The sequence below is a fragment of the Ornithinicoccus hortensis genome, from assembly GCF_006716185.1.
Classification (GTDB): domain Bacteria; phylum Actinomycetota; class Actinomycetes; order Actinomycetales; family Dermatophilaceae; genus Ornithinicoccus; species Ornithinicoccus hortensis.
Genome location: NZ_VFOP01000001.1, coordinates 3,777,939 through 3,799,705, shown reverse-complemented (window position 1 = coordinate 3,799,705; position 21,767 = coordinate 3,777,939). Strand labels below are relative to the sequence as shown.

Sequence of the window (21,767 nt, the reverse complement as noted above, 5' to 3'; positions counted from 1 at the left end):
GCTGCTCGCCCGGACCGGGTGTGCCGAGCCGCCGGACCGGGCGAAGCCAGCGGACGTCCGTCCCGGGCCGTCTACGCTGGGGGCATGGGTGGCGGACCGACGGCGACCGGCTTCGTCGACGACGAGCCGGTGCTGCACGCCGACGAACTGGTGGCCGCGCCCGAGGTGGTGCGGCGGCTGGTCGACGCCCAGTTCCCCCGGTGGCACGACCTCCCGCTGACCCGGCTGCACTCCGCGGGGTCGGCGCACGTGCTCTACCGGCTGGGCCCGGACCTCGTGGTGCGGATGCCCCGGCGGAGCAGCTCCGTGACCACCATCGCCGCGGAGCTGGCCTGGCTGCCGACGCTCGCCCCGCACCTGCCGCTCCCGGTCCCCGAGCCGGTCGAGAGGGGGGTTCCTGGCCCCGGGTTCCCGTGGCCGTGGGCGGTCTACCGCTGGCTGCCTGGCCAGGACGCGTGGACCAACCCGGTCCGGGACGAGGACCGGCTGGTCCGGGACCTGGCCGAGTTCGTGCGGGCGCTGTGGGACGCGCCGCTGCCCGAGGTGCCGGTCCACCGGCGTCCGGGCTGGTTCCGTGCCGGTGATCTGTCCGCCGTGGACGACCTGGTCCAACGGGGCCTGGCCGGCTGCCGCCGACGGGGCCTGCCCGACGACCTCGACCGCGCAGCCCGGTTGTGGGACGAGGCGTGCGCGCTCCCGGCGCAGCAGCAGGACCGCTGGGTGCACACCGACCTGATCCCGTTCAACCTGCTGGTCACCGACGACCGGTTGAGCGCCGTGGTCGACTTCGGCGGCCTGTCGGTCGGCGACCCGACGATCGATGCCGGTGCCGTGTGGGCGATGGTGTCCCCGGCCGCGCGGGAGACCTACCGGCGCGAGCTGGGGGTGGACGACGTGACCTGGCTGAGGGCCCGCGGGTGGATTTTGGCGCTGGCCGTCGACGGGATCTCCTACTACTGGGACACCCACCCGGCGTTCGTCGAGTACGGCCGGCGCCGCCTGGCCGAGGTGCTGGCCGACGCTGGCGGCTGAGCGAGGAGGCGCCGACCGTACGCCTTGTTGCCGTTCTTTCGGCCGGGAGCGGCCACAACGCGTCCACTCGGCACGATGCGTGTCCGGCCGTGAGGTGTCCTCGTCCCGAGGACATCGCTAGTCAGGCGTCGGCTGCGCCGGGCAGGCGGTAGACGGAGACGTGCGAGGTCGACTCGGCGGTGAACTCGCCGCCGGTCCAGTCGGCGTGCCGCGACTCCAGCTCGAAGCCGGCCAGCTGGGCCATCAGGTCCAGCTCCGCGGGCCAGACGTAGCGGTGCGGGGTGCGACCGATCCGGGCTTCCCGGCCGTCGCCGAACCGGACGTGGTGGGAGACCACGTGCTGGTGCAGCACGTCGTAGGTGTCGACCAGGAGGTAGCTGTCCTCCACCGCCCCGACGGTGGCGCGCTTGCCCGGGGGCAGGGACCGCAGCTCCGGCACCCAGAGCTCGATGACGAACCGGCCACCGGGCCGCAGGTGGGCCGCGGCGTTCCGGAAGCAGGCGACCTGCTCCTCCTGGGTGAGCAGGTTGGCGATCGTGTTGAACACCAGGAAGACCAGCGAGAACTCACCGGCCACCCGGGCGGTCGCCATATCGCCCATGACGACCGGCAGGGTCGTCTCGTCGACCTTGTGGCGCAGCTCCTGGACCATCGGCGCGGACAACTCGATGCCGCTGACCGGGATCCCCCGCCCGGCGAGCGGCACCGCGACGCGACCGGTGCCGATCGCGAACTCCAGGACCGGCCCGTCCCCAGCCAGCCCGGCCAACCGGTCGACCGTGGGGCCGAGCACCTCCGGGGCGAACATGCCGGTGCCCGGAGAGTCGTAGTTCTCCGCAGCCACGGTGTCCCAGATCTGGTCCTGGCCGAGCCAGTGCACGTCCGTCATGCCACGAACCCTGCCGGGTCGGCGCGGCCGGCCGCCACCCCTTTTCCGGCCGTCGCTGACCGGGGGAGGTGTGGCACAGCCCGGTCCGCGGTGGTCCGGACTATGACAGGATTGCGGCGCGCAGTCCCCAGACCTGGTACCGCGGGAGGTGACACCAGCTCACACGGATGGCTGGCGGTCCACCGGGCCGACCGGCCCACGACCGCAGCCCGCACGATCTGAGGAAGTTGGCCCGCGCATGGCCTCGACGCCCGGACGGCTCCGGAGGGGCGGATGATGGGGACGACTCGGTCGGGGGTCTTCGTCCGCGCGTCCGTGGCGATCATCGGCCTGATCATCGCCACCATCGTGTTCAGCCGGCCGGCGAGGCCCTCGACGAAGGGGTGACCCAGCTCAACGGCTGGATCACCGACGGCGTCGGGTGGTGGTACGTGGTGGCCGTCAACATCTTCCTGTTCTTCGCGCTCTACTGCGCCGTGTCCCGCGTCGGCCGGATCCGGCTCGGTCGCGACGACGAACGTCCGGAGTTCGGCCTGGTGTCCTGGTTCCTGATGCTCTTCAGCGCCGGTATGGGGATCGGGCTGGTGTTCTTCGGGGTCGCCGAGCCGCTGTCGCACTACGTGATCCCGCCCGAGGCCTTCGGGAACGAGGCGGAGTCGCTGCCCGCGGCCCAGGAGTCGGTGGGCCTGATGATGCTGCAGTGGGGGCTGCACCCCTGGGCGATCTACGCCGTCGTGGGCCTGGGTCTGGCCTCCATGACCTTCCGGCGGGGACGCCCGCTCGCGGTGCGGTGGCTGCTGGAGCCGCTCATCGGCCGCAAGCGGGTCGAGGGCTGGATCGGGCACACCATCGACACGATCGCCATCGTGGGCACCCTGTTCGGCGTGGCGACCTCGTTCGGCTTCGGGGTCAGCCAGATCCTGGGTGGCCTGGAGTTCCTCGGCTGGGCCGAGAGGTCCCCGCCCTGATCATCGGCCTCATCGTGGTGATCACCGCGATCGCCGTCTGGTCCGTGGTCTCCGGGGTGCACAAGGGCCTGAAGTGGCTCTCCAACTTCAACATGTCGGTCGCCACACTGCTGGCGGTCCTGGTGTTCGTCCTGGGACCGACGATCTTCCTGATGAAGTCCTTCCCGGAGAACGTCGGGACCTACCTCAGCCTGCTGCCCGAGTCGATGTGGCACGTGGGCGCCTTCACCGGTGACGGCTGGGAGGCCGCCTGGACCATCGGCTACTGGGGCTGGTGGACCAGCTGGGCGCCCTTCGTCGGCATGTTCATCGCCCGCATCTCGCGCGGGCGCACGATCCGGGAGTTCGTGGTCGGCGTGCTGCTCGCGCCGACCGTGGCCAGCCTGCTGTGGTTCACCATCTTCGGCAACTCTGCGATCCGCCTCCAGCAGGAGAGCGGCTCGATGACGGTGGTGGACCCGGAGACGGGCGCGACCACGGTCGACAGCAACACCGCCCTCTTCCAGTTCCTGGAGTCGCTGCCCGGCGGCCTGACCACCGTGCTGAGCGTCGTGGCCATGATCGTGATCGTCTTCTTCTTCGTCACCTCCTCGGACTCCGGCTCGCTGGTGATCGACATGCTCGCCTCGGGCGGGACCGTGGAGACGCCCATCGTGACCCGTGTCTACTGGTCCGTCCTGGAGGGTGCCGCCGCGGCGGCGCTGCTCGTCGTCGGGGGCAGCGTGGCGCTGACCGCCCTGCAGACCCTGTCGATCTTCACCGCGGCACCGTTGTCGGTGATCCTGGTGCTGGCCTGCCTGTCGCTGCTCAGGGCCTTCCGGCACGAAGTGGCGACGATGCCGAACTACCTGCAGGTGCTCCCGCAACCGGGTGGCGACGAAGCGGACGGCGGTGCGCCGGCGCAGCGCCGCGGGGCCCTGAAGGGGCTGCGCGGGATCTCGGCGACGCTCGGCGGTTTCGAGCCGGGCGAGGCCGGGCCGGGGATGGGCGAGGGCAGGCCGATCGTCCCCTACCGACCGCTGAGCCCGGGGCACGTGCGGGTCGACCTGGGGACCGGGGACGTGCAGGTCGAGCACACCCGCGACCCGTTGGCCGGTGAGGTGTTCGACTCACCCGAGTTCGAGAACTCGCAGGAGAAGGTGAACCAGGGCGGGTAGCCCCCCTGCCCCGGTGCCGACCGGAACGGCGCTCGGGCAGGATGGATCTATGAGCCCCTCGCACCCCAACCCCCTCGAGCAGCTGACCCTGGACCAGCTGCGCACCCGCACCAGCATCAAGTGGCGCGCCTACCCCGAGGACGTGCTCCCGCTGTGGGTCGCCGAGATGGACGTGCCGCTCGTCGAGGCGGTGCACCGGGCCGTCTCGGACGCGATGTCCCGCGGGGACACCGGCTACTGCTCCGGGTCGGGGCCGTATGCCGAGGCGCTCGCCGGCTTCGCCCGCCAGCGGTGGGGGTGGGAGGGCCCGCACCCGGATCGGGTGGCGATCATGCCCGACGTGATGCTCGGCGTCGTCGAGATGCTCCGGCTGGTCACCGACCCCGGCGACACGGTCGTGGTCAACTGCCCGGTCTACCCGCCGTTCTACGCGTTCGCGGCCTACCTGGACCGCCGGGTGGAGGAGGCGCCGCTCGACGAGCACCTCCGGATCGACCTGGCGGCCCTCGACGACGCCTTCGGCCGGGCCACGGCGGACGGGCGGCGCGCGGCATACCTGCTGTGCAACCCGCACAACCCCACCGGGACGGTGCACACCCGGGAGGAACTGACCGCGGTCGCCGCCCTCGCGGCCGAGCACGGCGTGCGCGTCGTGGTCGATGAGATCCACGCGCCGCTGGTGTATGCCGGGGCGAGCTTCGTGCCCTACCTCGACGTCGACGGCGGGGAGCGCGGGCTGTCCCTGATGTCGGGTTCGAAGGCGTGGAACCTGGCCGGCCTCAAGGCGGCCGTGGCGATGGCGGGCGAGGACGCGGCGCAGGACCTGGCCCGGGTCCCGGAGGTGGTCGGCCACGGCGCCAGCCACCTGGCCGCCATCGGCCACACGGCGGCGTATGCCGAGGGCGGGCCCTGGCTGGACGCGCTCCTCGCGGGACTGGAGCAGAACCGGCACCTGGTGGCGGACCTGCTCGCCGAGCACCTGCCCGAGGTGCGGTATGCCGTGCCCGAGGCCACCTTCCTGGCGTGGCTGGACTGCCGGGGGCTGGGCCTGCCCGACGGGGACGGGGTCGAGCCGGGACTGGTCACCACGAGCGCCGGCCCGCAGGCGGCCTTCCTGGAGGAGTGCCGGGTGGCGCTGAGCGCCGGTCCCGCCTTCGGGACGGGTGGGGTCGGCCGCGTCCGGCTCAACTTCGCCACCTCCCGGGCGATCCTGACCGAGGCGATCGAGCGGATGGGGAAGGTCACCAGGGGTCCGGGTCGTTGACCCGGGTATGACCGCGATCTCCGTCCCGATCTCCCTGCTGGACCGGTCGCGCACCCGGGAGGGCGAGGAGGCCGGGCAGGCCTTGCGCGACACCGTGGACCGGGCCCGCCGCGCGGAGGCCCTGGGCTTCCGCCGGATCTGGGTGGCCGAGCACCACGCCGTCCCGGGCATCGCCAGCGGCAGCCCGCCGGTGCTGATGGCCGCGATCGCGGCCAGGACCGAGCGCATCCGGGTCGGCTCGGGCGGGGTGATGCTGCCGAACCACAGCCCGATCGTGGTCGCCGAGCAGGCCCGCATGCTCGCGGCCCTGCACCCGGGTCGGATCGACCTTGGCGTCGGGCGCTCGTTGGGGTTCACGGCCCCGGTGCGCGAGGCACTCCGGGTCCGACGCTACGGGCCGGAGGACTTCGCCGCGGACCTGACCGAGCTCGTCGGGTTCCTCGACGGGACCGGCCCGGTGACGGTCATGCCGCAGGACGCGGAGCCGCCGCCGGTCTATGTCCTCGCCACGGGGTCGGGGCTGGCGGTGGCCGCCGAGCGGGGCCTTCCCGTCGTGGTCGGCGGGCCCGTGCTGCACGGCGACCTCGCGCCGCTGGAGCAGTACCGACAGGCCTACCGACCCAGCCCCGGCCACCCGGAGCCGACCGTGCTGATCAGCGTGGACGTGCTGATCGGTGCGACCCGGGAGGAGGCCCGCGGGCTGGCGCTGCACGAGGCATGGGCGATGGCCGAGTCGCGCGAGACCGGGGCCTTTCCCCCGTTGCGGCCGGCTCCGCACCGCACCCTGACGCCGCGGCAGCAGGCGCTGGTCGAGCGACACCTGGCCCAGGGGGTCCACGGCACCCGCGACGAGGTCGCCGCAGCGCTGGAGGACCTGGTGGACCGCACCGGCGCGGCCGAGGTGCTCGCCTTCGCCTCGACATACGACCGGCAGGCCCTGGCCGACAGCGACGCCGCGCTCGCGGACCTGGCTCCCCGAGCGACTTGGTCAACCGACTTGGACGGATGACCAACTTTCTGTCAGACTGGGACGCGTCGGCGGGGCACTGCCCGCCCGAAGACCCCCCGGAGGAGCACCGTGACCCCACGCGTGCGTCGCTGGACCGGCCTGGCCGTGCTGGTCCTTCCGGTGCTGCTGATCAGCATCGACATGTCCGTCCTCGGCTTCGCCGTGCCCGCGCTGAGCGAGGACCTGGCGCCGAGTAGCTCCCAGCTGCTGTGGATCATCGACATCTACTCGTTCCTGCTCGCCGGGCTGCTGGTGCTGATGGGCAACGTCGGCGACCGGATCGGGCGCCGCCGGCTGCTGATGATCGGGGCGGGCGCGTTCGGCGCGGCCTCCGTCCTGGCGGCCGTGTCCACCAGCCCCGAGATGCTGTTGGCGGCTCGGGCGCTGCTGGGTGTGGGCGGGGCGACCCTGATGCCCTCGACCCTGTCGCTGATCCGGACGATCTTCCAGGATCCGCGCGAGCACACCATGGCCATCGCCGTCTGGGGCTCGGCCTTCGCCGGAGGGTCCGCCGTCGGCCCGATCCTCGGGGGATTCCTGCTGGAGCACTTCTGGTGGGGGTCGGTCTTCCTGATCAACGTGCCGGTGATGGTGCTGCTCGTGGTGGGTGCCCTGCTGTTCCTGCCGGAGTCCCGCAACCCGGCGCCCGGTCCGTTCGACGTCCTGTCCGCGCTGCTCTCGATCAGCGGCATGCTGACCCTGGTCTACGGGTTGAAGGCGTTCGGCAAGGACGGTCTGTCGGCGGTCGCCGTGGGCACCGTCCTGATCGGGATCGTCCTGCTGGTCGTCTTCGTCCGGCGTCAGCTCGGGCTGGCCGAGCCGTTGCTCGACGTCCGGCTGTTCGCGCGGCGCACGTTCAGCGTCGCCGTCGTGACCAACCTGCTCAGCGTCTTCGCCTTCCTCGGGATGCTGTTCTTCCTGCCGCAGTACCTCCAGCTGGTGGTAGGCATGTCCCCGCTGGAGGCCGGCCTGTGGATCCTGCCGCTGGCGGTGGCCACGATCGTCGGCGCGCTGGTCGCGCCCCGCCTGGCCGCGCGCCTGCCGATGTCCCTGGTCGTGGGCGGGGGGATGCTCCTGGCGGCCGCGGGCTTCCTGGTCGCGACCTTCCTGAGCAGCGACGGTGAACTGGCGCTGCTCCTCGTCGCGGGGGTGTTCGCCGGCGCCGGGGTGGGGCTGGCCGAGACGCTGACCGTCGACGCGATCGTCTCCAGCGCGCCGCAGGAGCGGGCCGGTGGCGCCGCCGCGATCTCCGAGACCGCCTACGAGTTCGGCGGGGCGATGGGCACCGCCGTGCTGGGCACCCTCGGCCTGGCGGTCTACCGCAGCAGCCTGGCCGACGGCGCCCCCGAGGGGGTGCCCGCCGCGGCGCTCGAGGCGGCGCAGCAGACGCTCGGCGGTGCCGAGCACGTCGCCGCCGACCTGCCCGCGGGGCTCGTCGAGCCGTTCCTGGACGTCGCGCACCAGGCCTTCGCCTCCGGCCAGTCGCTGGTCTTCGGCGTCGCCACCGTGGTCTGTGCGTATGCCGGGGTGCAGGCCCTCGTGCTGCTGCGCCGGCCGGGTCGCCGGTCGCACGGGAGCGCCGGGGGGCAGGACGACGGACCCACCGCCACGGACCGGGCGGAGCCCCGGCGGGAGTACGCCCGATGAGCGGCCGGGCGAAGGCGACGCGCGCCCACGTGCCGGTCGAGGAGCGGCGCCGGCAGTTGACCCGGGCCGCTATGGAGGTGATGCAGGACCAGGGCGCCTGGAGCCTGACCACCCGGGCGGTCGCGCAGCGCGCCGGGGTGCCCCTCGGGGCGGTGCACTACGCCTTCCACTCCAAGGCGGAGCTGATCGCCGCGGTCTTCGCCGCCGACATCGACTCGGCGATGCAGCTGATCCACCGCGCGGCGCAGCAGGAAGGTGCCCCCGAGCAGGTGCTCGGCGAGGCGCTGCGTGCTTGCGCCGCGAGCCTGCGGGACGAGCCCGGCGTCGAGCTGGTGCTGCAGGAGCTGACGCTGATGGGTGCCCGGGACGAGGTGCTCGCCGCGCTGGCCAGGGAGAGCATCCAGGACTACCGCGCCGGGATGGCCCGGGTGCTGGAGGAACTGGCGGCCTCCCGAGACCTCCGGTGGGACGCCGACGTAAAGGTCCTGGGCGAGATGGTCTTCGCCCAGCTCGTGGGCCTGTCCCAGAACTGGCTCGCCAGCCGGGACGACGCCCTGCTCGATGCCTGCCTCGCGGACCTCGCCCGGCAGCTGGCGGGTCGGCTGCAGGCCTGAGGCGGGGCGTCCACCCTGCCCCGGGGGGTCCACCCTGCCCCGGGGGCGTCCACCGTGCCCCGGGGGCGGCCTCCGCTGCCTGGACGCGGCCTCCGCTGCCTGGACGCGGCCGTCGGAGGGCCATGCAGTTTGCGTCATGCAGGATGCGCGTGCGGCGACGTATTCTGCATGACCCAAAGTGCATGGCGATCTTCGAGCTGTCACGGCCGACCGCGGTGAGTTCATGGCGTTGGCGGGGTTCCCGCTGGTGCGGCGGTCGGTGCCCACCTCGTCGGCCGTGTCATGAACCGTCCTGAGTCTCCCGGAGGGCTGGTTGGTTACGCGACCTCCCGGGTGGTGGCCACGGTCGTAGCCTCGCCGGTCGGTATTGGCGAGGAGGCAGCTCAGTCGGCCGGGGTCAGTTCGAACACCGGGTGCCGGTCGGCCTCGGCCGAGAACGCCTCGGCGGGGTCGTCCTTGTCGGCCACGAAGTAGGCCCGGGTGACCGTGGCGATCCGGACGTAGTCCTTGAGCACCGGCCCGGCCTGCTCGGGACCGGCCTCGGTCACCCGGTAGGCGCGCGTGCGCCCCCGCCGGCGGATCTCCACCCGCCCCGCGGCCCGGGCATTGAGCACCCACGGCACCGGCCCGTACGGCGCGACGAGCCACTGCCGTCCCCCGTGGTCGAGCACGGTGATCGGGTTCTCCCGCCGCTGCCCGGTCTTGCGTCCCCGGGTGATCAGCACGGTCGAGTGGGGGATCAGGCCCAGCCCGGCCGCGAAGGTCATGACCCGGTTCTCGAACCGGTGCCCGCGGCCCCGGCGGTAGGCCCGGGGCGCCTTGTCCCCTGGCGCGGGTTGGTCGGTCATGACGGTGTCACCACGGGGCCACGCTAACGCGCACCCCGCGGCGATGTCAGGGGCAACGATGTCAGGGGAGCAGCAACGCCGAGTCGCCGAACTCGTGCCAGTGGTAGCCCTCCGCGACGGCCGCGTCGTGGGCCCGCTGGGTCAGTTCCGGCCCGGCGACCGACTCGACGAGCAAGAGATGGGAGGCCTCGGGGTCGTGCCAACCGGTGATCAGGCCGTCGATCACCCGCGCAGGGTCGTCCGGGGTGATGACCCGGTCGGTCCACCCGGAGTCCCCGACCACCCTGCCCCCTGAGGTCACCGCGGACTCCAGCGCGCGGGCCACGGTCGTCCCGACGGCGATCACGCGCCCGCCGGTCAGTCGGACGGTGTTCACCTGACGTGCGGTGACCTCGGGCACGGCGAACCGTTCTGCCTGCGGGCCCTCGCCGACTTCCTGGGAGGAGACGCCGGTATGGAGCGTGATCGGGGCGACCCCCACACCCGCGCGGACGAGCCGGGTCACCAACGCATCGGTGAACGGCCTGCCGGCCGACGGCATCTCCGCGCTCCCGGGGAGGTGGCCGAAGACGGTCTGGTAGGCCGACAAGGGGTAGGCGCGGTCCAGGTATCCGTAGGAGATCGGCCGGCCGTGCCGGTCGAGCACGTCCGCGAGGCCACCCTCCGGGGCGACCCGCCAGAGCCGGTTGCCGGCGCCGCTCGGCGAGGAGCCCTCGTGCGGGTAGGGGGCGAGCAGGGTGAGCGTGACCCCGTGCACCTGCAGCACGTCCCCGGCGGACAGGTCCAGCACGGGTTCGGCTGCCGCAGGGGCCGAACGCACCTCGACCACCCAGCTGCCGTCGTCCAGCGGCGTCGCCACGTGCACCACGACGGGTCCGGTGCCGGCGTGGTCGCCGTCGACCTGGGCAGCCAGGGTGGCCGAGTTGTTCACCACGACCAGGTCGCCGGCCCGCAGGTGGTCCGGCAGCGACCGGAACCGGGTGTGGGTGATGCCCTCCCGCGTGCCGACCAGGAGCCGGACCTCGTCGCGGGCCAGGCCGCGGGTCTCCGGCGGTGCGGGGGCGGTCATGTCTCCGGGTGAGCGGAACCGGGTGGCGGGGCGGGTGCTGAGCGCGGTCATGTCAGGCTCCCTTCGCCACGGGCACGTCGAGGTCGGCGGCCCGGTAGCGACCGGACGGGGGGCGGGCGTCGAGCAACGCCCGCATGTGCGGCACCACGGTCGCGGGCAGTGGCCGGTCGGAGATGTCCTCGCCGAGGAAGGCGTCCTGGTGCATCTGGGTGCGCATGTCGCCGGGGTCGACGGCGTATGCCGTCACGCCAGTTTCCTCGGCCACCGTCAGGGTGAGGTGGTCCAGCGCCGCCTTGGACGCGCCGTACGGTCCCCAGCCCTCGTAGTGCGCCACGGCCGCGTCGGACGATATGGCCAGGAGCACCCCGTCGTCCTCGAGGAGACGGGGCAGGAGGGCGCGGGTCAGCTCGAGCGGCGCGTCGACGTTGGTGGTCCACACCGAGCGCAGCTGATCGGCCTCCAGTTCCGCCAGCGGTCGCAGGGGGACCGGGCCGAGGGTGCTGGCGTTGTGTACCAACAGGTCGAGCCGGCCCAACCGGTTGACCTCGGCCACCAGGGCGCGCCGGTGCGCCGGGTCGGTGACGTCACCGGGGACCGCGTGGACCCGGTCCGCGAAGTCCGTGATGGCCGCGCTCAGGCGGCCAGCGTCGCGGGCGTCGGTGACGACCGTCCAGCCGTCGGTGGTGAGCGACCGGGTGAGGGCCAGGCCGAGGCCGGCGGACCCGCCGGTGATGAGTGCGATGGGCATGGGGGACTCCTTCGGTGTCGTGGTGCACCCCATCGTGAAAGTTGAAGTTCGCTTGAAGTCAACCCCGTTGACCAGCTGGCCTTCCGAGTGGCAGAGTTCAAGGTAGGTTGAAAGATTTTGGAGGGCGTCATGAAGCACACCCGGGACGCGCTGACGGTGGGGGAGGTGGCGCACCGCAGCGGGTTTGCGCCCTCGGCCTTGCGCTACTACGAGGCACAGGGACTGATCCACGCGACCCGGACCGGCGGGGGTCAGCGGCGGTTCGAGCGCAACGTGCTGCGCCGGCTGGCCTTCATCCGCGCGGCGAGCAACATCGGGCTGAGTCTGGAGGAGGTGCGGGAGGAGATGAGCCGGCTGCCGGAGAACCGGACGCCGACGAAGGCCGACTGGCAGCGGATCTCCCGGCACTGGCGCGCCCGGCTCGACGAGCAGATCCGGGCGCTGGAACGGCTCCGGGACGGTCTCGACTCCTGTATCGGTTGCGGATGTCTGTCGATGCGCCGGTGTGCCTTCTCCAACCCCGACGACACGGCGGCCGAGAGTGACGCCGCCCCGGGGGCGGCCTACCTGCCCGCCCTGTTGCGGCGGTCGGTGCCCACCTCGTCGGCCTCGTAACGGACCCACCCGGGCAGCGGCAGCGGGTCGTCCCAGCCGTCCGGTGGGGTCCATCCGGACCAGGCCTCGTCCAGCGGCCAGGCCCGCTGCTCCACGGCCTCGGCGGCCAGGGCGCCCTGACGCAGGATCCAGTCGCGGAGCCCGGTCGAGAGCATCCCGAGGCTGCAGAACTCCTCGAGCTCGTCCCGGTCCTTCCACTCCCTGCTGCCGTCCGGCGCGACCAGCAGGTCGAGGACGAGGTCACGGGTCACCGTGCTGGACCGGCCGCGGCGGTGCGGGAGCTCGATGTTGACGTAGGTGCCCCGCGGGCTCCCGTCCTCCTCCCGGAAGTACCAGTAGGACCGGGTCGCGCCGGCGGGTGCGACCCGCAGGATGCCCGGCCCGCGCCAGGTCACCCGGGTCGGCGTCCTCGGCAGGTCCAACCGGTCGGCCGTCGCGACCTCGCGCAGTTCGCGGCCACCGGGCAGGCGCGCCGCGAGGCAGTCGGAGCCGGCGGGCAGCCAGGCCACCAGCCCCCTGTCGTCGTCACGCACCACCCGCATGGGCTGGCCGAAGTCGGGTGCGGCCACCCAGAAGATCACCGTCCCCGGCTCCCACCTCGGCCGGGTCCCGCCGGCGTCCTGCCCGGCCGGCAGGGTGGGGTACTCCGACCGTGGTTCGCGCGGGGGAGGGTCGCTGCGCCCGTGCGCCGCCGCGCCTACTCCGTCCCCGGCCTCCACCACGATCCCCATCGTGGCACGACATACCCTCGCCGTATGAGCGTCGTTCTGGTGGCCAGGGTCCCCGACGAGGAGGACCCCCTGAGCTGGACGTGGTCCGTGCGGGTCGCCATCGCGCAGTCCCGGGAGGGCCCGTGGTGGGAAGAGACGATGTGCTTGGACACCGGCAGTCCGCGCACCCAGCTGGTGGACCGATCCTCGAGTGGGGACGGGGGAGGGTATGCCGAGTCGCGCGGCGTGCTCGGCAGCGGCCGGTCCCGGAGTGCCCGGCTGGGTGGCCTCGAGTTCGGCGGGGTGCGCGTGTCCGACCTGGAGGTCGAGCTGGTGCCCCCGGAGCAACCCGGGGCCCGGGCGTTGCTCGGTCTGGACGTGCTGGGCAGGGAGCCGTTCACCTTCCGGCCGCGCGAGGGCGTGCTGGTCTGCGGGGACGACCCGCCCGGCCCGACGCACCGCCTCCCGCTCGACGACACCGGCCACCTCCGCATCCCGGTCTCGTGGCCCGGCCTCAGCGTGAACGCGGTCCTGGACACCGGGGCAGGCATCACCGTGGTCGACACCGCGCTGGCGGACCGGGTGCCGCAACTGTTCACCGACCACGGCAGCGCGCCGGGGACGGACGCGACGGGAACGACCGTGCAGACACCGACGGCGACGATCGTCGAGGGCCGCCTCGCGGACGACCTGCTGCTGGCCCCGCACCGGATCGCCTTCACCGACCTGCGCGCCGCGACGGCGCACCTGACCGAGCCCGTTGAGGTGATCCTCGGGACGCCGGCCATCGACCTCTTTGACTGGTGGCTGGACGTGCCCGGTCGGCGCTGGGCTGCGGGCAGCGCTCCGATATCCGGGTGAGGCTGGCCCCCTGATCGCCTACTGTCGCCGGGTGGACTTCAGGGACTACGACACCAGGCTCGCCGCGTACGTGTTGCTCACCGACCGTGCCGGGCGGATCCTCCTGACCTGGTTCAAGGGCGACGCCCGCAGCGAGCCCGGGTGGACCATGCCGGGCGGCGGAGTGGAGTTCGACGAGTCCCTGCAGGACGCCGCGGTGCGGGAGGCCTACGAGGAGACGGGCTACCACGTGGCGCTCGGGCCGCTCCTGGCCGACCACCACTTCACCGTCGGCGCGACAGCCGATCGCAGGCCGTTCCGGTCCCAACGGTTCATCTTCGAGGCCACCATCACCGGCGGAGAGTTGGGCACCACCGAGGTTGATGGCACCACCGAGGTGGCGCGCTGGTTGCCGGTGGCCGAGGTGCCCGCGCTCCCGCGAGCAGACATCGTCGACGTCGCGCTCACCCTCATCGAGGACCGGCCCACCCGGGGTTGAAGGTCCACCCGTCAGCCGACCATCAAGGTGTGGCAGCGGACACGGGTGGCTGCCCCACTCCATGGGGCAGCCACCCGTCGGTTGACCGGTGTTCATCCGTGGACGGGGATTCGACCGGTGACGGGGTCGAGGTCAGAGCAGGATGATGGTCAGGCCCAGCAGGACCAGGATCGTGCCTGAGACCAGGTCGACCAGGTCCGGGCCGGACCCGCCGGTCAGGAACCGACCGGCCCGGTCGGCGACCGCGGACAGCAGGACGCCGTAGACGAAGATGGCGGCGGCCACGGTGGCGACCAGCAGGCCGCGGTCGAGCAGGTCCGGGGAGGCCGGCAGGAACGGCGGGAGCAGGGCGAGGAAGAACAGGCCCGTCTTCGGGTTGGTCAACGAACTGACCAGGCCGGTGCCGAAGACCGACCGACCCGACCGGACACCCGGGGTCGGCACACCCGGTGCGACCGGGTCGCCCGGCGCCGCCGGAAGGTGGCCGACGTCGTGCTCCCCGGTGGCTGGCGCGGGCCCGCCGGCGGTCACCAGGGCGGCGGCCCGCGGGGCGCGCTGCAGCCGCCGTGCCCGGTGTCGCCGGATGACCGGCAGCAGCGCGGCGACGCCGAGGTAGACCAGGTAGCTGCCGCCCACCAGGGTGATGCCGACCCGCAGGCCGGGGTAGGTCTCCAGGAGCACGGCGACACCGGTGAGGGTGAGCACCGCCCAGGCGACGATCCCGACGGTGACCGCCAGGGTGTAGACGACCCCGGCACGGAAGCCCCGGGCCCCGAAGCGCAGCGTCAGGAAGGTGTCCGGGCCGGGCGTGACGGCCAGCACCAGGCTCGCCCCGACGAAGGCCAGGTATTCCGTGCCGGTCACCGGCCGGCGCCGTCCACAGCAGTCACCGGACCATGATGCGGGCAAACGCGCCCCAGCGAAAGACCCGGTAGGTATCGTGCGGACATGAGCCGACCGCTGGAGGACATCCGGGTGGTCAGTCTCGCCGTCAACCTGCCGGGGCCGGCCGCCGTGGCCCGCCTGGTCGCCCAGGGCGCCAGCGCCACGACCGTGCTCCCACCGGGCGGCGACCCCCTGGAGCAGGTCGCCCCCGCCTACTTCGCCGAACTGCACGCGGGCCAGACGATCGAGCGGCTCGACCTCAAGGACGGGGACGGGCGGGAGCGGCTGGAGGTGCTGTTGTCAGCGGCCGACGTCCTGGTCACCAGCTCCCGCCCCGCCGCCCTCGCCCGGCTCGGGCTGGACCCCGCCTCGGTGGGCGGACGGCATACCCGGCTGTGCCAGGTCGAGATCGTGGGCCACACGGGGGCACGTGCCGACGTGGCGGGTCACGACCTCACCTACCAGGCGGCCGCCGGACTGCTCGGGGACGGGCGGCTGCCGACCACCCTGGCCGTGGACCTGGCCGGCGGCGAGCGCGCCGCGGCGGAGGCCACCGCGGCGCTGGTCGAGTGCTCCCGAACCGGGAAGGGCACCCACCGCACGGTCGTGCTGGCCGATGTCGCGACGACCCTGGCCGCCCCCTTCACCCACGGGCTGACCGCACCGGGCGGGCTGCTCGGGGGAGGCCTGCCCACCTACGACCTGTATGCCGCGGCGGACGGGCAGGTCGCGCTCGCCGCGCTCGAACCGCACTTCGCCCAGCGGCTCGCGGAGGCCCTGGGCGTCGACCCGGCAGGCCTGACCCGGCCGCGGCTGGCCGACCTGTTCACGACGCGGACGGCGCGGGCCTGGCAGGAGTGGGCGCAGGAGCGGGACCTGCCCCTGGTCGCGGTCGCGCCCCGCCCGACCGGACCCCACTGACCGACGACCGAACCCCCCACCCGGACCCACCGAAGGAGAGCCCCGTGCCCGAGCCCGTGCAGTCCCCGAGCTACCGTTCGCCCTGGATGGAGGACGAGGTCGCCGACGTCGCGGCACTCGCCCGGACCTTCTTCGAGCGCGAGGTGACGCCGCACGCCGAGCGGTTCGCCGCGCAGCACCAGGTCGACGCGGAGACGTGGCGGGCGGCCGGTGCGGCCGGCCTGCTGTGCGTCTCGGTGCCCGAGGAGTACGGCGGTGGCGGCGGCAGCTTCGCCCACGAGGCCGCGGTGCTCTGGGAGCAGGGGCGTTCCGGCGACGACGCGCTGGGCTATGCCGTGCACTCCTCGATCGTGGCGCACTACCTGCTCGCCTACGGCTCCGAGGAGCAGAAGCAGCGCTGGCTGCCACGGATGGCCGCCGGCGAGCTGATCGGGGCGATCGCGATGACCGAGCCGTCGACCGGGTCCGACCTGCAACGGATTCGCACCACCGCCCGCCGGGAGGGCGACCACTACGTGATCAACGGCAGCAAGACGTTCATCACCAACGCCTCGCACGCCGGGCTGGTCGTGATCGTCGCCCGCACCGGCGGGGAGGGCGCACGGGGCATCTCGCTGATCCTGGCTGAGGTCGAGGGCGCCGACGGCTACCAGCGGGGACGGGTGCTGGAGAAGATCGGGCAGCACGGTCAGGACACCCGCGAGCTCTCCTTCACGGACCTGCGGGTGCCGGTCGAGAACCTGCTGGGCGAGCAGGAGGGGCAGGGCTTCTACCAGCTGATGCGCCAACTGCCGCAGGAACGGTTGGCGATCGCGATCAGCGCCGTCGGGTCGGCCGACCTCGCCGTGGAACTGGCGGTGGCCTACGCCAAGGAGCGGGAGGCCTTCGGTGCCCCCATCGCGACCTTCCAGCACACCCGCTTCACCCTGGCGGAGGTGAGCACGGACGTGCTCGCGGGACGCACCTTCCTCGACTACTGCATCGGGCTGCACCTCGACGGGAGGCTGGACGCCGCGACGGCCTCCCGGGTGAAGTACTGGAGCACCGACCTGCAGTGCGAGGTCGCCGACCGGTGCCTGCAGATCTTCGGCGGCTACGGCTACATGATGGAGTACCCGATCGCCCGCCTGTATGCCGGTGCCCGCGTGCAGAAGATCTACGGCGGGACCAACGAGATCATGAAGGAACTCATCTCGCGCAGCCTGTGAGCCGGGTTAGCGCAGGATGGGGGTATGACGACACCCGGGCTGCGCGACCTGACCGGCGATTGACCTTGACACGGTGGGAGGGTCTGCGATGGGTCCTGACATGTTGAGCATCGGAGAGATGGCGCACGCGACTGGGGTGTCCCGGCGGATGCTGCGGCACTGGGAGGAGGTGGGCCTGCTGGCCCCCTCCTCGGTCGACGAGTTCACCGGCTACCGCCGGTACGCGCGGCACCAGGTCGGGCGGGTCCGGGCGATCGCCTCGCTGCGGGCCGTCGGGTTCAGCCTCGAGGCGATCGGGGACCTGCTCGGCGGCCAGCTCTCGCAGCAGCGGCTCACCCGGCTCCTCCGGGACCGGGAGCGCGAGCTCGTGGACCAGATCGACGAGGCGACAACACGTCTGCAGGAGGTGCGCACGCGCCTCACCGCGCTCCAGAGAGGACACCACACGATGAGCAGCAACCTTGAGATCAGCACGCTGCCGACCCTGCGCCTGGCGGCGCTGCAGGCGCACGTGGACGACGAGTCGGAGATCGGTGGTGCGGTCGCCGACCTGCTGCCGCGGCTGCGGGACCAGCTGGCCAGCCACGGTCTGGATGAGGTCGACCTCGTGCTGACCTACGACGGGACCGCCGAGGACACCATCGTGGTCACGGCCGGGACTCCCGCCCCGGACGGTGCCGTCCCGGGCCTCGACACGGTCCTGGTGGAGGGCGCCGACCGGGGCGCCAGCGTCCGCTTCGACTCCGCGCCCCCGGACATCGGCGACGCGTGGATCGCGATGGATGCCGCCCTCGGGGAGTCCGGCCGGGAGACGACGGGCGTCTACCGACAGACCTTGCCGCGTGCCGGCGGGGTCGTCCTGCAGGCGCCGGTCCGAGACCTGCCGAACGGTCCCTGCGCCCCGCGGTCCTAGGTGCCTCCGTCACCGGACGCTCAGGCCACTCCCACCGGGCTGAACTGGAGGTCGTAGGGCGGCAGGCTCTGGGCCAGGTCCAGGAGCGTCTCCAGGTCGGGGGTCTCGATCAGGTAGAACCCGCCGAGCTGTTCGACCGACTCGGCATACGGTCCCGCCGTCACGCTGCGCTCGCCCCCGCGCGTGCGCACGACCGTGGGCTGGCCGTCGAGCGCCTCGGCCGCCAGGATGCGCACGCCCTCGCGGGCCTCGCATGCCGCCCCGAAGTCGTCGTGCTGCTGCAACGCGGCGGCCTGCTCCGCCGGCGTCTGCTCGTCCCACGGTGGCCGCTCGCCCTCCGACATCAGCAGCATCAGGTACTTCATGGCTTCCTCCTCTTCTGCCCGCACTGTGCGGGCCTCACGCCCATGACGGGCGTGCCCCGACGGAATCGACACTCCTCACCACGGGTCTCACGACATACCGTGCTGCGGGTCACGAGACGTCGAGAGCGGCCTCATGGGGTGACACGCAACCACACGGCCGAGCGTCCTGTGCCCTGGGGCTTGAGGAACCCTTCGTTCTTCAGTTGATTGAGAACGAGTCGGATGGTGGGATCACTGATTCCGGGGAGGGCGGCCCTGACGTCGGAGATGGCAAAGACGGGTGCGCCGTGCCTCAGGACGTGCTCACGGACGCGCTCCGATTTCGTGCCTCCAGACCTGTCTGCCGAGACGCCCTCAGCCAATCGGGCGTAGCTGCGAGCGAGGAGCGTGCTGAAGTACGCCAACCAGGGCCACGGATCATGGGCGTAGTTGTTCCAGCCCTGGGTTGAGTCAAGCAATGTCTGGTAGTAATCGTCGGCAGATTCGGCGATGAGTTGCTCGAGCGAGACGTAGCGGCCGACCCCGTACCCGGCCTCGGCGAGGAGGGCGTTCGTCAGTGCTCGTGCTACACGACCGTTGCCGTCGTCGAACGGGTGGATGATGAGCAGATCCAGCACGAACAGACCGACGAGGAGTACGGGGTGGTGCTTGTTTTCCTTGACAGCCTCGGTGTACCGGTCGATGAGGTCCGCTGTATAGGACTCGGTGCGAACGGCGGGGACTGGCTTGAATCGCACGGTCGGATGCCGTCGGGGGACCGGTCGACGACAAGGTCGTCGCTCTGCTTGAAGGTCCCACTGGCCTTGGTCTCCCCGAGCAGTAGCCGGTGCAGGTGTAGGAGCAGCCCGACGTTCAGGGGGCCCCAGTCCTCGGCGAAGAGGTCGTCGAGGGCAGCACGGTATCCAGCGAACTCTCGTTCGTTTCGGGTGCGCAGCTCGATAGGTTTGTTAGCGATGATGGCGGCGGCGCGGCCGCGGTCCTTGACGACAACGCCCTCGAGGGCGGACGACGCAGTGATGCTCGCCACGCGCGCGCGGTGAGCCAACTCGGTGAGCAAGTCGGGGACCTGGTGCAGGTAGAGGTCCTCGCTGCCCTGACCGCGGTCGACGTCGCGCAACGTCATGACCAAGGGCGCTGGCACAGCGCCGAGGACCCGGTCGAGGTTGGCGAACGAATGCTTGAGGGTATGCGTGGGATGTCGATGGCGGTACGTTGCGCGGGGCATCAGGGCGCCAGGATGGCCATGTAGTGCACGTCGATCCACTCGTCGTCGAAGCGGAGTGCTTCGCGACCGGTGCCTTCGTGGACGAAACCGACCTTCTCGTAGACGCGGCGGGCCCGGGGGTTGAAGTCATAGACCTCGAGGCTGATGCGGTGCAGGCCCATCGTGGTGAGACCGTGCTCGACGATGAGACGGGTGGCCTCGGTGCCGAGCCCTCGTCCCCGACCTGCCGCGCCGATCAGCGTGCGGAAGCCACAGGACCGGTTGCCCTTGTCCCACTCGTTGAGGATGACCTCACCGACCATCTGGCCGTCGGCGTTGTCGATGACGGCGAGGACGAGCCGGTCGTCCGCCTCGGCCCATTGCCGGTAGACGGCGCGCAGGTCCTCCAGCGGCATGTCCTCAGGCTCATCGCTGCTGGAGTGGACCGATCCGGTGAGGATGGCGACCTCCGGGTCCGTGCGGATGATGACGTCGATGACGTCGGCGTCCTCGGCCCGGATGGGGCGCAACGTGACGAGCTCACCGGTCAGCGTGGGCTTGGACTCGAACGGGGTGGCATTCATGACGTCATGATGCCGTCGATGATCTGTCGGTTCTCGCGCGACTGGTCCCGAGGAGACGCACGCCATCCTGCGCCAACGGGCGGCTTCGCGCCCGGGTTCCGCGTGAGGTGAGGTAGGCCCCGAGCAACACGAGTGCGGCTCCGCCCAGGGCGACTGGATGCACCCGTTCGCCGGCGAGCAACGCGCCGAGGGCGATGGCGACCACCGGGCCCAGGTAGACCGTGACCGAGGCGCGGGTGGCTCCGACCCGGCCGACGAGGGTGACGAAGAAGTAGAAGGCCACCCCGGTGCAGAGCGCGCCGAGCGCCACCATGGCAGCGAGGCTGGCCCAGGTCGGCGTGGAGTCGGTCAGCCCGTAGACGCCGGTCGGCGTGGTCGCGGCCAGGGCGACGAGCTCGGCCCGCCAGATCACCGAGAGGGCACCGTTACGGCCCTGCAGCGGGCCGGAGAGGTTGAACGCCACTCCGAAGAACACGGTGGCGGCGAGTACCAGGAGGATGCCCAGGAGGGTGGCCCGCCCGGTGACCGAGGGGTCGGCGATAGCGACGACACCGAGGAAGCCGACCAGCAGCCCGGCGGTCACCTGCGTCGTGGGCCGGTTGCGGAACCAGAGGACCGCGATCAGTGCGGTGAACAGCGGCGCAGCACCGTTGACCATCCCGGCCAGAGCGGAGTCGATGTGCTGCTGGGCGATCGGGAAGAGGACGAAGGGCACCGCCATCCAGACCAGCCCGAGGACGGCCACCAGCCACCAGTCGTGCCGGTGCTGCAACCCGCGCCTGGCGCCGGGCAGCATGGTCAGGGTCGCCACCCCGAAGAGCAGCCGCAGCCAAGCAACCGTCTCGGGGGCGAAGCCCTCCAGGCCGATCTTGATCAGCAGGTAGGAGGATCCCCACATCACACCCGCGCCCAAAAGTAGGGACAAGTCGCGGGCGGTGAAGGAGGAGCTGCCCGGCGCAGAAGACGTGCTCATCCACTCATGATCGGCCCGATTCTCAGCGGGGCGAGGTGTCCGGCCGGATGGCGATTGCCGCCTTCCCGACCGCGACCAGGGGACTTCTCCCCGCGGCCCTGCGTAGCCTCCAGGACCACCATCCGCTGCTGAGCGTGGAGTCCCACGAGCGCGAACCGGCCAAGGCCGTGCCCCTGCTCGTCCGCGGGGCGGTAGACGTGGTCATCGTGGACAAGTGGTTCCACGGCGAGCCGACCCCGCCGCCCGGGGTCGAGATGACCCACCTGCTCGACGACGTGGCCGACCTCGCCCTGCCGGCCGGGCACGAGCTGACATCCTCGGGAGCGGCCGTCGACCTGAGCGACTGCGCACACGAGCAATGGATCAGCTGGACCGCCGGCGAGTTCGGCCACGACTGGTTGCATGGCGCCCTCGTCGAGCACCACCCCGGGCTGCGCCTGACCCATACCGCGGGCGAGCACCAGACGATCCTGGCCCTGGTCGCAGCGGGCCTCGGCATGGCACTGATGCCGCGGCTCGGACGGGGGCCGGTGCCGGAGGGAGTGGAGATCCGGGAGGTGCAGCCCCCGATCACCCGGCGCATCTTCGCCCTGTGGCGCACCGACACCGCACAGCGGCCGGCCATCGGCGCCGCGATCGAGGCGCTCACCGCCGCCGCGCGCGCAGGATGACACGGGCGTTGTCGAAGGCCGCGTCGAGGTCGGCGGCGAAGCGTGAATCGAGTTTCGGTCGATGCCGGCATGCCAGCGGCAAGCCGAGCCGTCGGGCCTGTGGAGAAGATCTGGGGCGATGTCGGGCTCATCGA

The 21,767-nt window shown here is 72.1% G+C and carries 24 protein-coding genes; 14 read left to right on the top strand and 10 right to left on the bottom strand.

Annotated features, from left to right (window positions below):
- The first annotated feature begins 84 nt into the window (after positions 1-84).
- Complete coding sequence (locus FB467_RS17740) at positions 85-1,032, top strand: aminoglycoside phosphotransferase family protein (RefSeq protein WP_141786275.1); 948 nt, start codon at positions 85-87, stop codon at positions 1,030-1,032.
- A 121-nt stretch (positions 1,033-1,153) separates the two neighbouring features.
- Here the strand turns inward: FB467_RS17740 and FB467_RS17735 are convergent, their stop codons facing one another.
- Positions 1,154-1,921, bottom strand: coding sequence for a class I SAM-dependent methyltransferase (locus FB467_RS17735; protein WP_141786274.1), 768 nt, complete (start codon positions 1,919-1,921; stop codon positions 1,154-1,156).
- Positions 1,922-2,304: 383 nt separating this feature from the next.
- On the opposite strand from FB467_RS17735, the gene FB467_RS19435 reads away from it, so the two are divergent.
- From FB467_RS19435 to FB467_RS17710, 6 genes are all read left to right on the top strand, one after another.
- Positions 2,305-2,889, top strand: coding sequence for a BCCT family transporter (locus FB467_RS19435; protein WP_267128621.1), 585 nt, complete (start codon positions 2,305-2,307; stop codon positions 2,887-2,889).
- Between the two features lie 14 nt (positions 2,890-2,903).
- Positions 2,904-4,046: a BCCT family transporter gene (locus tag FB467_RS17730; RefSeq protein ID WP_267128622.1), complete on the top strand. Its 1,143-nt coding sequence runs from the start codon at positions 2,904-2,906 to the stop codon at positions 4,044-4,046.
- Positions 4,047-4,095: 49 nt separating this feature from the next.
- Positions 4,096-5,310, top strand: a complete 1,215-nt coding sequence (locus FB467_RS17725) for a MalY/PatB family protein (protein WP_141786273.1) — start codon at positions 4,096-4,098, stop codon at positions 5,308-5,310.
- Between the two features lie 7 nt (positions 5,311-5,317).
- Positions 5,318-6,319, top strand: coding sequence for an MsnO8 family LLM class oxidoreductase (locus FB467_RS17720; protein ID WP_141786272.1), 1,002 nt, complete (start codon positions 5,318-5,320; stop codon positions 6,317-6,319).
- Positions 6,320-6,388: 69 nt separating this feature from the next.
- Positions 6,389-7,966, top strand: coding sequence for an MFS transporter (locus FB467_RS17715; RefSeq protein WP_141786271.1), 1,578 nt, complete (start codon positions 6,389-6,391; stop codon positions 7,964-7,966).
- Complete coding sequence (locus FB467_RS17710) at positions 7,963-8,580, top strand: TetR/AcrR family transcriptional regulator (protein ID WP_141786270.1); 618 nt, start codon at positions 7,963-7,965, stop codon at positions 8,578-8,580. The genes FB467_RS17715 and FB467_RS17710 overlap by 4 nt, the downstream gene beginning before the upstream one ends.
- Positions 8,581-8,963: 383 nt before the next feature.
- Here the strand turns inward: FB467_RS17710 and FB467_RS17705 are convergent, their stop codons facing one another.
- The 3 genes from FB467_RS17705 to FB467_RS17695 form a co-directional block, all read right to left on the bottom strand.
- Complete coding sequence (locus FB467_RS17705; RefSeq protein WP_141786269.1) at positions 8,964-9,428, bottom strand: nitroreductase family deazaflavin-dependent oxidoreductase; 465 nt, start codon at positions 9,426-9,428, stop codon at positions 8,964-8,966.
- Positions 9,429-9,489: 61 nt separating this feature from the next.
- Positions 9,490-10,548 (bottom strand): S-adenosylmethionine:tRNA ribosyltransferase-isomerase, encoded by a 1,059-nt coding sequence (locus tag FB467_RS17700; protein ID WP_141786268.1) that lies wholly within the window; start codon positions 10,546-10,548, stop codon positions 9,490-9,492.
- 1 nt (position 10,549) lies between these two features.
- The gene (locus tag FB467_RS17695; RefSeq protein ID WP_141786267.1) at positions 10,550-11,245 is read right to left on the bottom strand and encodes an SDR family NAD(P)-dependent oxidoreductase; all 696 of its coding nucleotides are present in this window, start codon (positions 11,243-11,245) and stop codon (positions 10,550-10,552) included.
- 129 nt (positions 11,246-11,374) lie between these two features.
- Between FB467_RS17695 and soxR the strand changes: the two genes are divergently transcribed.
- Positions 11,375-11,860 carry a redox-sensitive transcriptional activator SoxR gene (gene soxR / locus FB467_RS17690; protein WP_141786266.1) on the top strand — a complete coding sequence of 162 codons (486 nt, stop codon included), beginning with the start codon at positions 11,375-11,377 and terminating at the stop codon, positions 11,858-11,860.
- Here the strand turns inward: soxR and FB467_RS17685 are convergent.
- On the bottom strand, positions 11,809-12,591 hold the full coding sequence (locus tag FB467_RS17685; protein WP_141786265.1) for a ribonuclease FAU-1 family protein: 783 nt from the start codon (positions 12,589-12,591) through the stop codon (positions 11,809-11,811). The two genes, soxR and FB467_RS17685, sit on opposite strands and share 52 nt — an antisense overlap.
- Before the next feature lie 24 nt (positions 12,592-12,615).
- Here FB467_RS17685 and FB467_RS17680 point away from each other — a divergent pair, with 24 nt between their 5' ends.
- Together FB467_RS17680 and FB467_RS17675 are read left to right on the top strand one after the other, a co-directional pair.
- Positions 12,616-13,431, top strand: a complete 816-nt coding sequence (locus FB467_RS17680; protein ID WP_141786264.1) for an aspartyl protease family protein — start codon at positions 12,616-12,618, stop codon at positions 13,429-13,431.
- Between the two features lie 31 nt (positions 13,432-13,462).
- Positions 13,463-13,909 carry an NUDIX hydrolase gene (locus FB467_RS17675; RefSeq protein WP_141786263.1) on the top strand — a complete coding sequence of 149 codons (447 nt, stop codon included), beginning with the start codon at positions 13,463-13,465 and terminating at the stop codon, positions 13,907-13,909.
- 132 nt (positions 13,910-14,041) lie between these two features.
- Here the strand turns inward: FB467_RS17675 and FB467_RS17670 are convergent, their stop codons facing one another.
- The gene (locus tag FB467_RS17670; RefSeq protein ID WP_141786262.1) at positions 14,042-14,773 is read right to left on the bottom strand and encodes a LysE family translocator; all 732 of its coding nucleotides are present in this window, start codon (positions 14,771-14,773) and stop codon (positions 14,042-14,044) included.
- Between the two features lie 84 nt (positions 14,774-14,857).
- Here FB467_RS17670 and FB467_RS17665 point away from each other — a divergent pair, with 84 nt between their 5' ends.
- From FB467_RS17665 to FB467_RS17655, 3 genes are all read left to right on the top strand, one after another.
- Positions 14,858-15,715: a CoA transferase gene (locus FB467_RS17665; RefSeq protein WP_141786261.1), complete on the top strand. Its 858-nt coding sequence runs from the start codon at positions 14,858-14,860 to the stop codon at positions 15,713-15,715.
- 86 nt (positions 15,716-15,801) lie between these two features.
- Positions 15,802-16,923 (top strand): acyl-CoA dehydrogenase family protein, encoded by a 1,122-nt coding sequence (locus FB467_RS17660; RefSeq protein ID WP_141786765.1) that lies wholly within the window; start codon positions 15,802-15,804, stop codon positions 16,921-16,923.
- A 118-nt stretch (positions 16,924-17,041) separates the two neighbouring features.
- Complete coding sequence (locus FB467_RS17655) at positions 17,042-17,836, top strand: MerR family transcriptional regulator (protein WP_141786260.1); 795 nt, start codon at positions 17,042-17,044, stop codon at positions 17,834-17,836.
- Positions 17,837-17,856: 20 nt separating this feature from the next.
- Here FB467_RS17655 and FB467_RS17650 read toward each other — a convergent pair whose 3' ends face one another.
- The 4 genes from FB467_RS17650 to FB467_RS17635 form a co-directional block, all read right to left on the bottom strand.
- A complete protein-coding gene (locus FB467_RS17650) occupies positions 17,857-18,201 on the bottom strand; it encodes a YciI family protein (protein ID WP_141786259.1) in 345 nt (114 codons plus the stop codon).
- A gap of 131 nt (positions 18,202-18,332) precedes the next feature.
- Positions 18,333-18,938: a Fic family protein gene (locus tag FB467_RS19190; protein WP_141786258.1), complete on the bottom strand. Its 606-nt coding sequence runs from the start codon at positions 18,936-18,938 to the stop codon at positions 18,333-18,335.
- A 487-nt stretch (positions 18,939-19,425) separates the two neighbouring features.
- A complete protein-coding gene (locus tag FB467_RS17640) occupies positions 19,426-19,989 on the bottom strand; it encodes a GNAT family N-acetyltransferase (protein WP_141786257.1) in 564 nt (187 codons plus the stop codon).
- Positions 19,990-19,993: 4 nt separating this feature from the next.
- Positions 19,994-20,962: a DMT family transporter gene (locus FB467_RS17635; RefSeq protein WP_141786256.1), complete on the bottom strand. Its 969-nt coding sequence runs from the start codon at positions 20,960-20,962 to the stop codon at positions 19,994-19,996.
- Between the two features lie 35 nt (positions 20,963-20,997).
- On the opposite strand from FB467_RS17635, the gene FB467_RS17630 reads away from it, so the two are divergent.
- On the top strand, positions 20,998-21,633 hold the full coding sequence (locus tag FB467_RS17630; RefSeq protein ID WP_228393468.1) for a LysR substrate-binding domain-containing protein: 636 nt from the start codon (positions 20,998-21,000) through the stop codon (positions 21,631-21,633).
- The last annotated feature ends 134 nt before the right edge of the window (positions 21,634-21,767 follow it).

Excerpts from the sequence above, each read along its gene's own strand:
- FB467_RS17740 (WP_141786275.1), top strand. The coding sequence starts at position 85 with ATGGGTGGCGGACCGACGGCGACCGGCTTCGTCGACGACGAGCCGGTG.
- FB467_RS17735 (WP_141786274.1), bottom strand. The coding sequence starts at position 1,921 with ATGACGGACGTGCACTGGCTCGGCCAGGACCAGATCTGGGACACCGTG.
- FB467_RS17725 (WP_141786273.1), top strand. The coding sequence starts at position 4,096 with ATGAGCCCCTCGCACCCCAACCCCCTCGAGCAGCTGACCCTGGACCAG.
- FB467_RS17720 (WP_141786272.1), top strand. The coding sequence starts at position 5,318 with ATGACCGCGATCTCCGTCCCGATCTCCCTGCTGGACCGGTCGCGCACC.
- FB467_RS17710 (WP_141786270.1), top strand. The coding sequence starts at position 7,963 with ATGAGCGGCCGGGCGAAGGCGACGCGCGCCCACGTGCCGGTCGAGGAG.
- FB467_RS17705 (WP_141786269.1), bottom strand. The coding sequence starts at position 9,428 with ATGACCGACCAACCCGCGCCAGGGGACAAGGCGCCCCGGGCCTACCGC.
- FB467_RS17700 (WP_141786268.1), bottom strand. The coding sequence starts at position 10,548 with ATGACCGCGCTCAGCACCCGCCCCGCCACCCGGTTCCGCTCACCCGGA.
- FB467_RS17695 (WP_141786267.1), bottom strand. The coding sequence starts at position 11,245 with ATGCCCATCGCACTCATCACCGGCGGGTCCGCCGGCCTCGGCCTGGCC.
- soxR (WP_141786266.1), top strand. The coding sequence starts at position 11,375 with ATGAAGCACACCCGGGACGCGCTGACGGTGGGGGAGGTGGCGCACCGC.
- FB467_RS17685 (WP_141786265.1), bottom strand. The coding sequence starts at position 12,591 with ATGGGGATCGTGGTGGAGGCCGGGGACGGAGTAGGCGCGGCGGCGCAC.
- FB467_RS17680 (WP_141786264.1), top strand. The coding sequence starts at position 12,616 with ATGAGCGTCGTTCTGGTGGCCAGGGTCCCCGACGAGGAGGACCCCCTG.
- FB467_RS17665 (WP_141786261.1), top strand. The coding sequence starts at position 14,858 with ATGAGCCGACCGCTGGAGGACATCCGGGTGGTCAGTCTCGCCGTCAAC.
- FB467_RS17660 (WP_141786765.1), top strand. The coding sequence starts at position 15,802 with ATGGAGGACGAGGTCGCCGACGTCGCGGCACTCGCCCGGACCTTCTTC.
- FB467_RS17655 (WP_141786260.1), top strand. The coding sequence starts at position 17,042 with ATGGCGCACGCGACTGGGGTGTCCCGGCGGATGCTGCGGCACTGGGAG.
- FB467_RS17650 (WP_141786259.1), bottom strand. The coding sequence starts at position 18,201 with ATGAAGTACCTGATGCTGCTGATGTCGGAGGGCGAGCGGCCACCGTGG.
- FB467_RS17640 (WP_141786257.1), bottom strand. The coding sequence starts at position 19,989 with ATGAATGCCACCCCGTTCGAGTCCAAGCCCACGCTGACCGGTGAGCTC.
- FB467_RS17635 (WP_141786256.1), bottom strand. The coding sequence starts at position 20,962 with ATGAGCACGTCTTCTGCGCCGGGCAGCTCCTCCTTCACCGCCCGCGAC.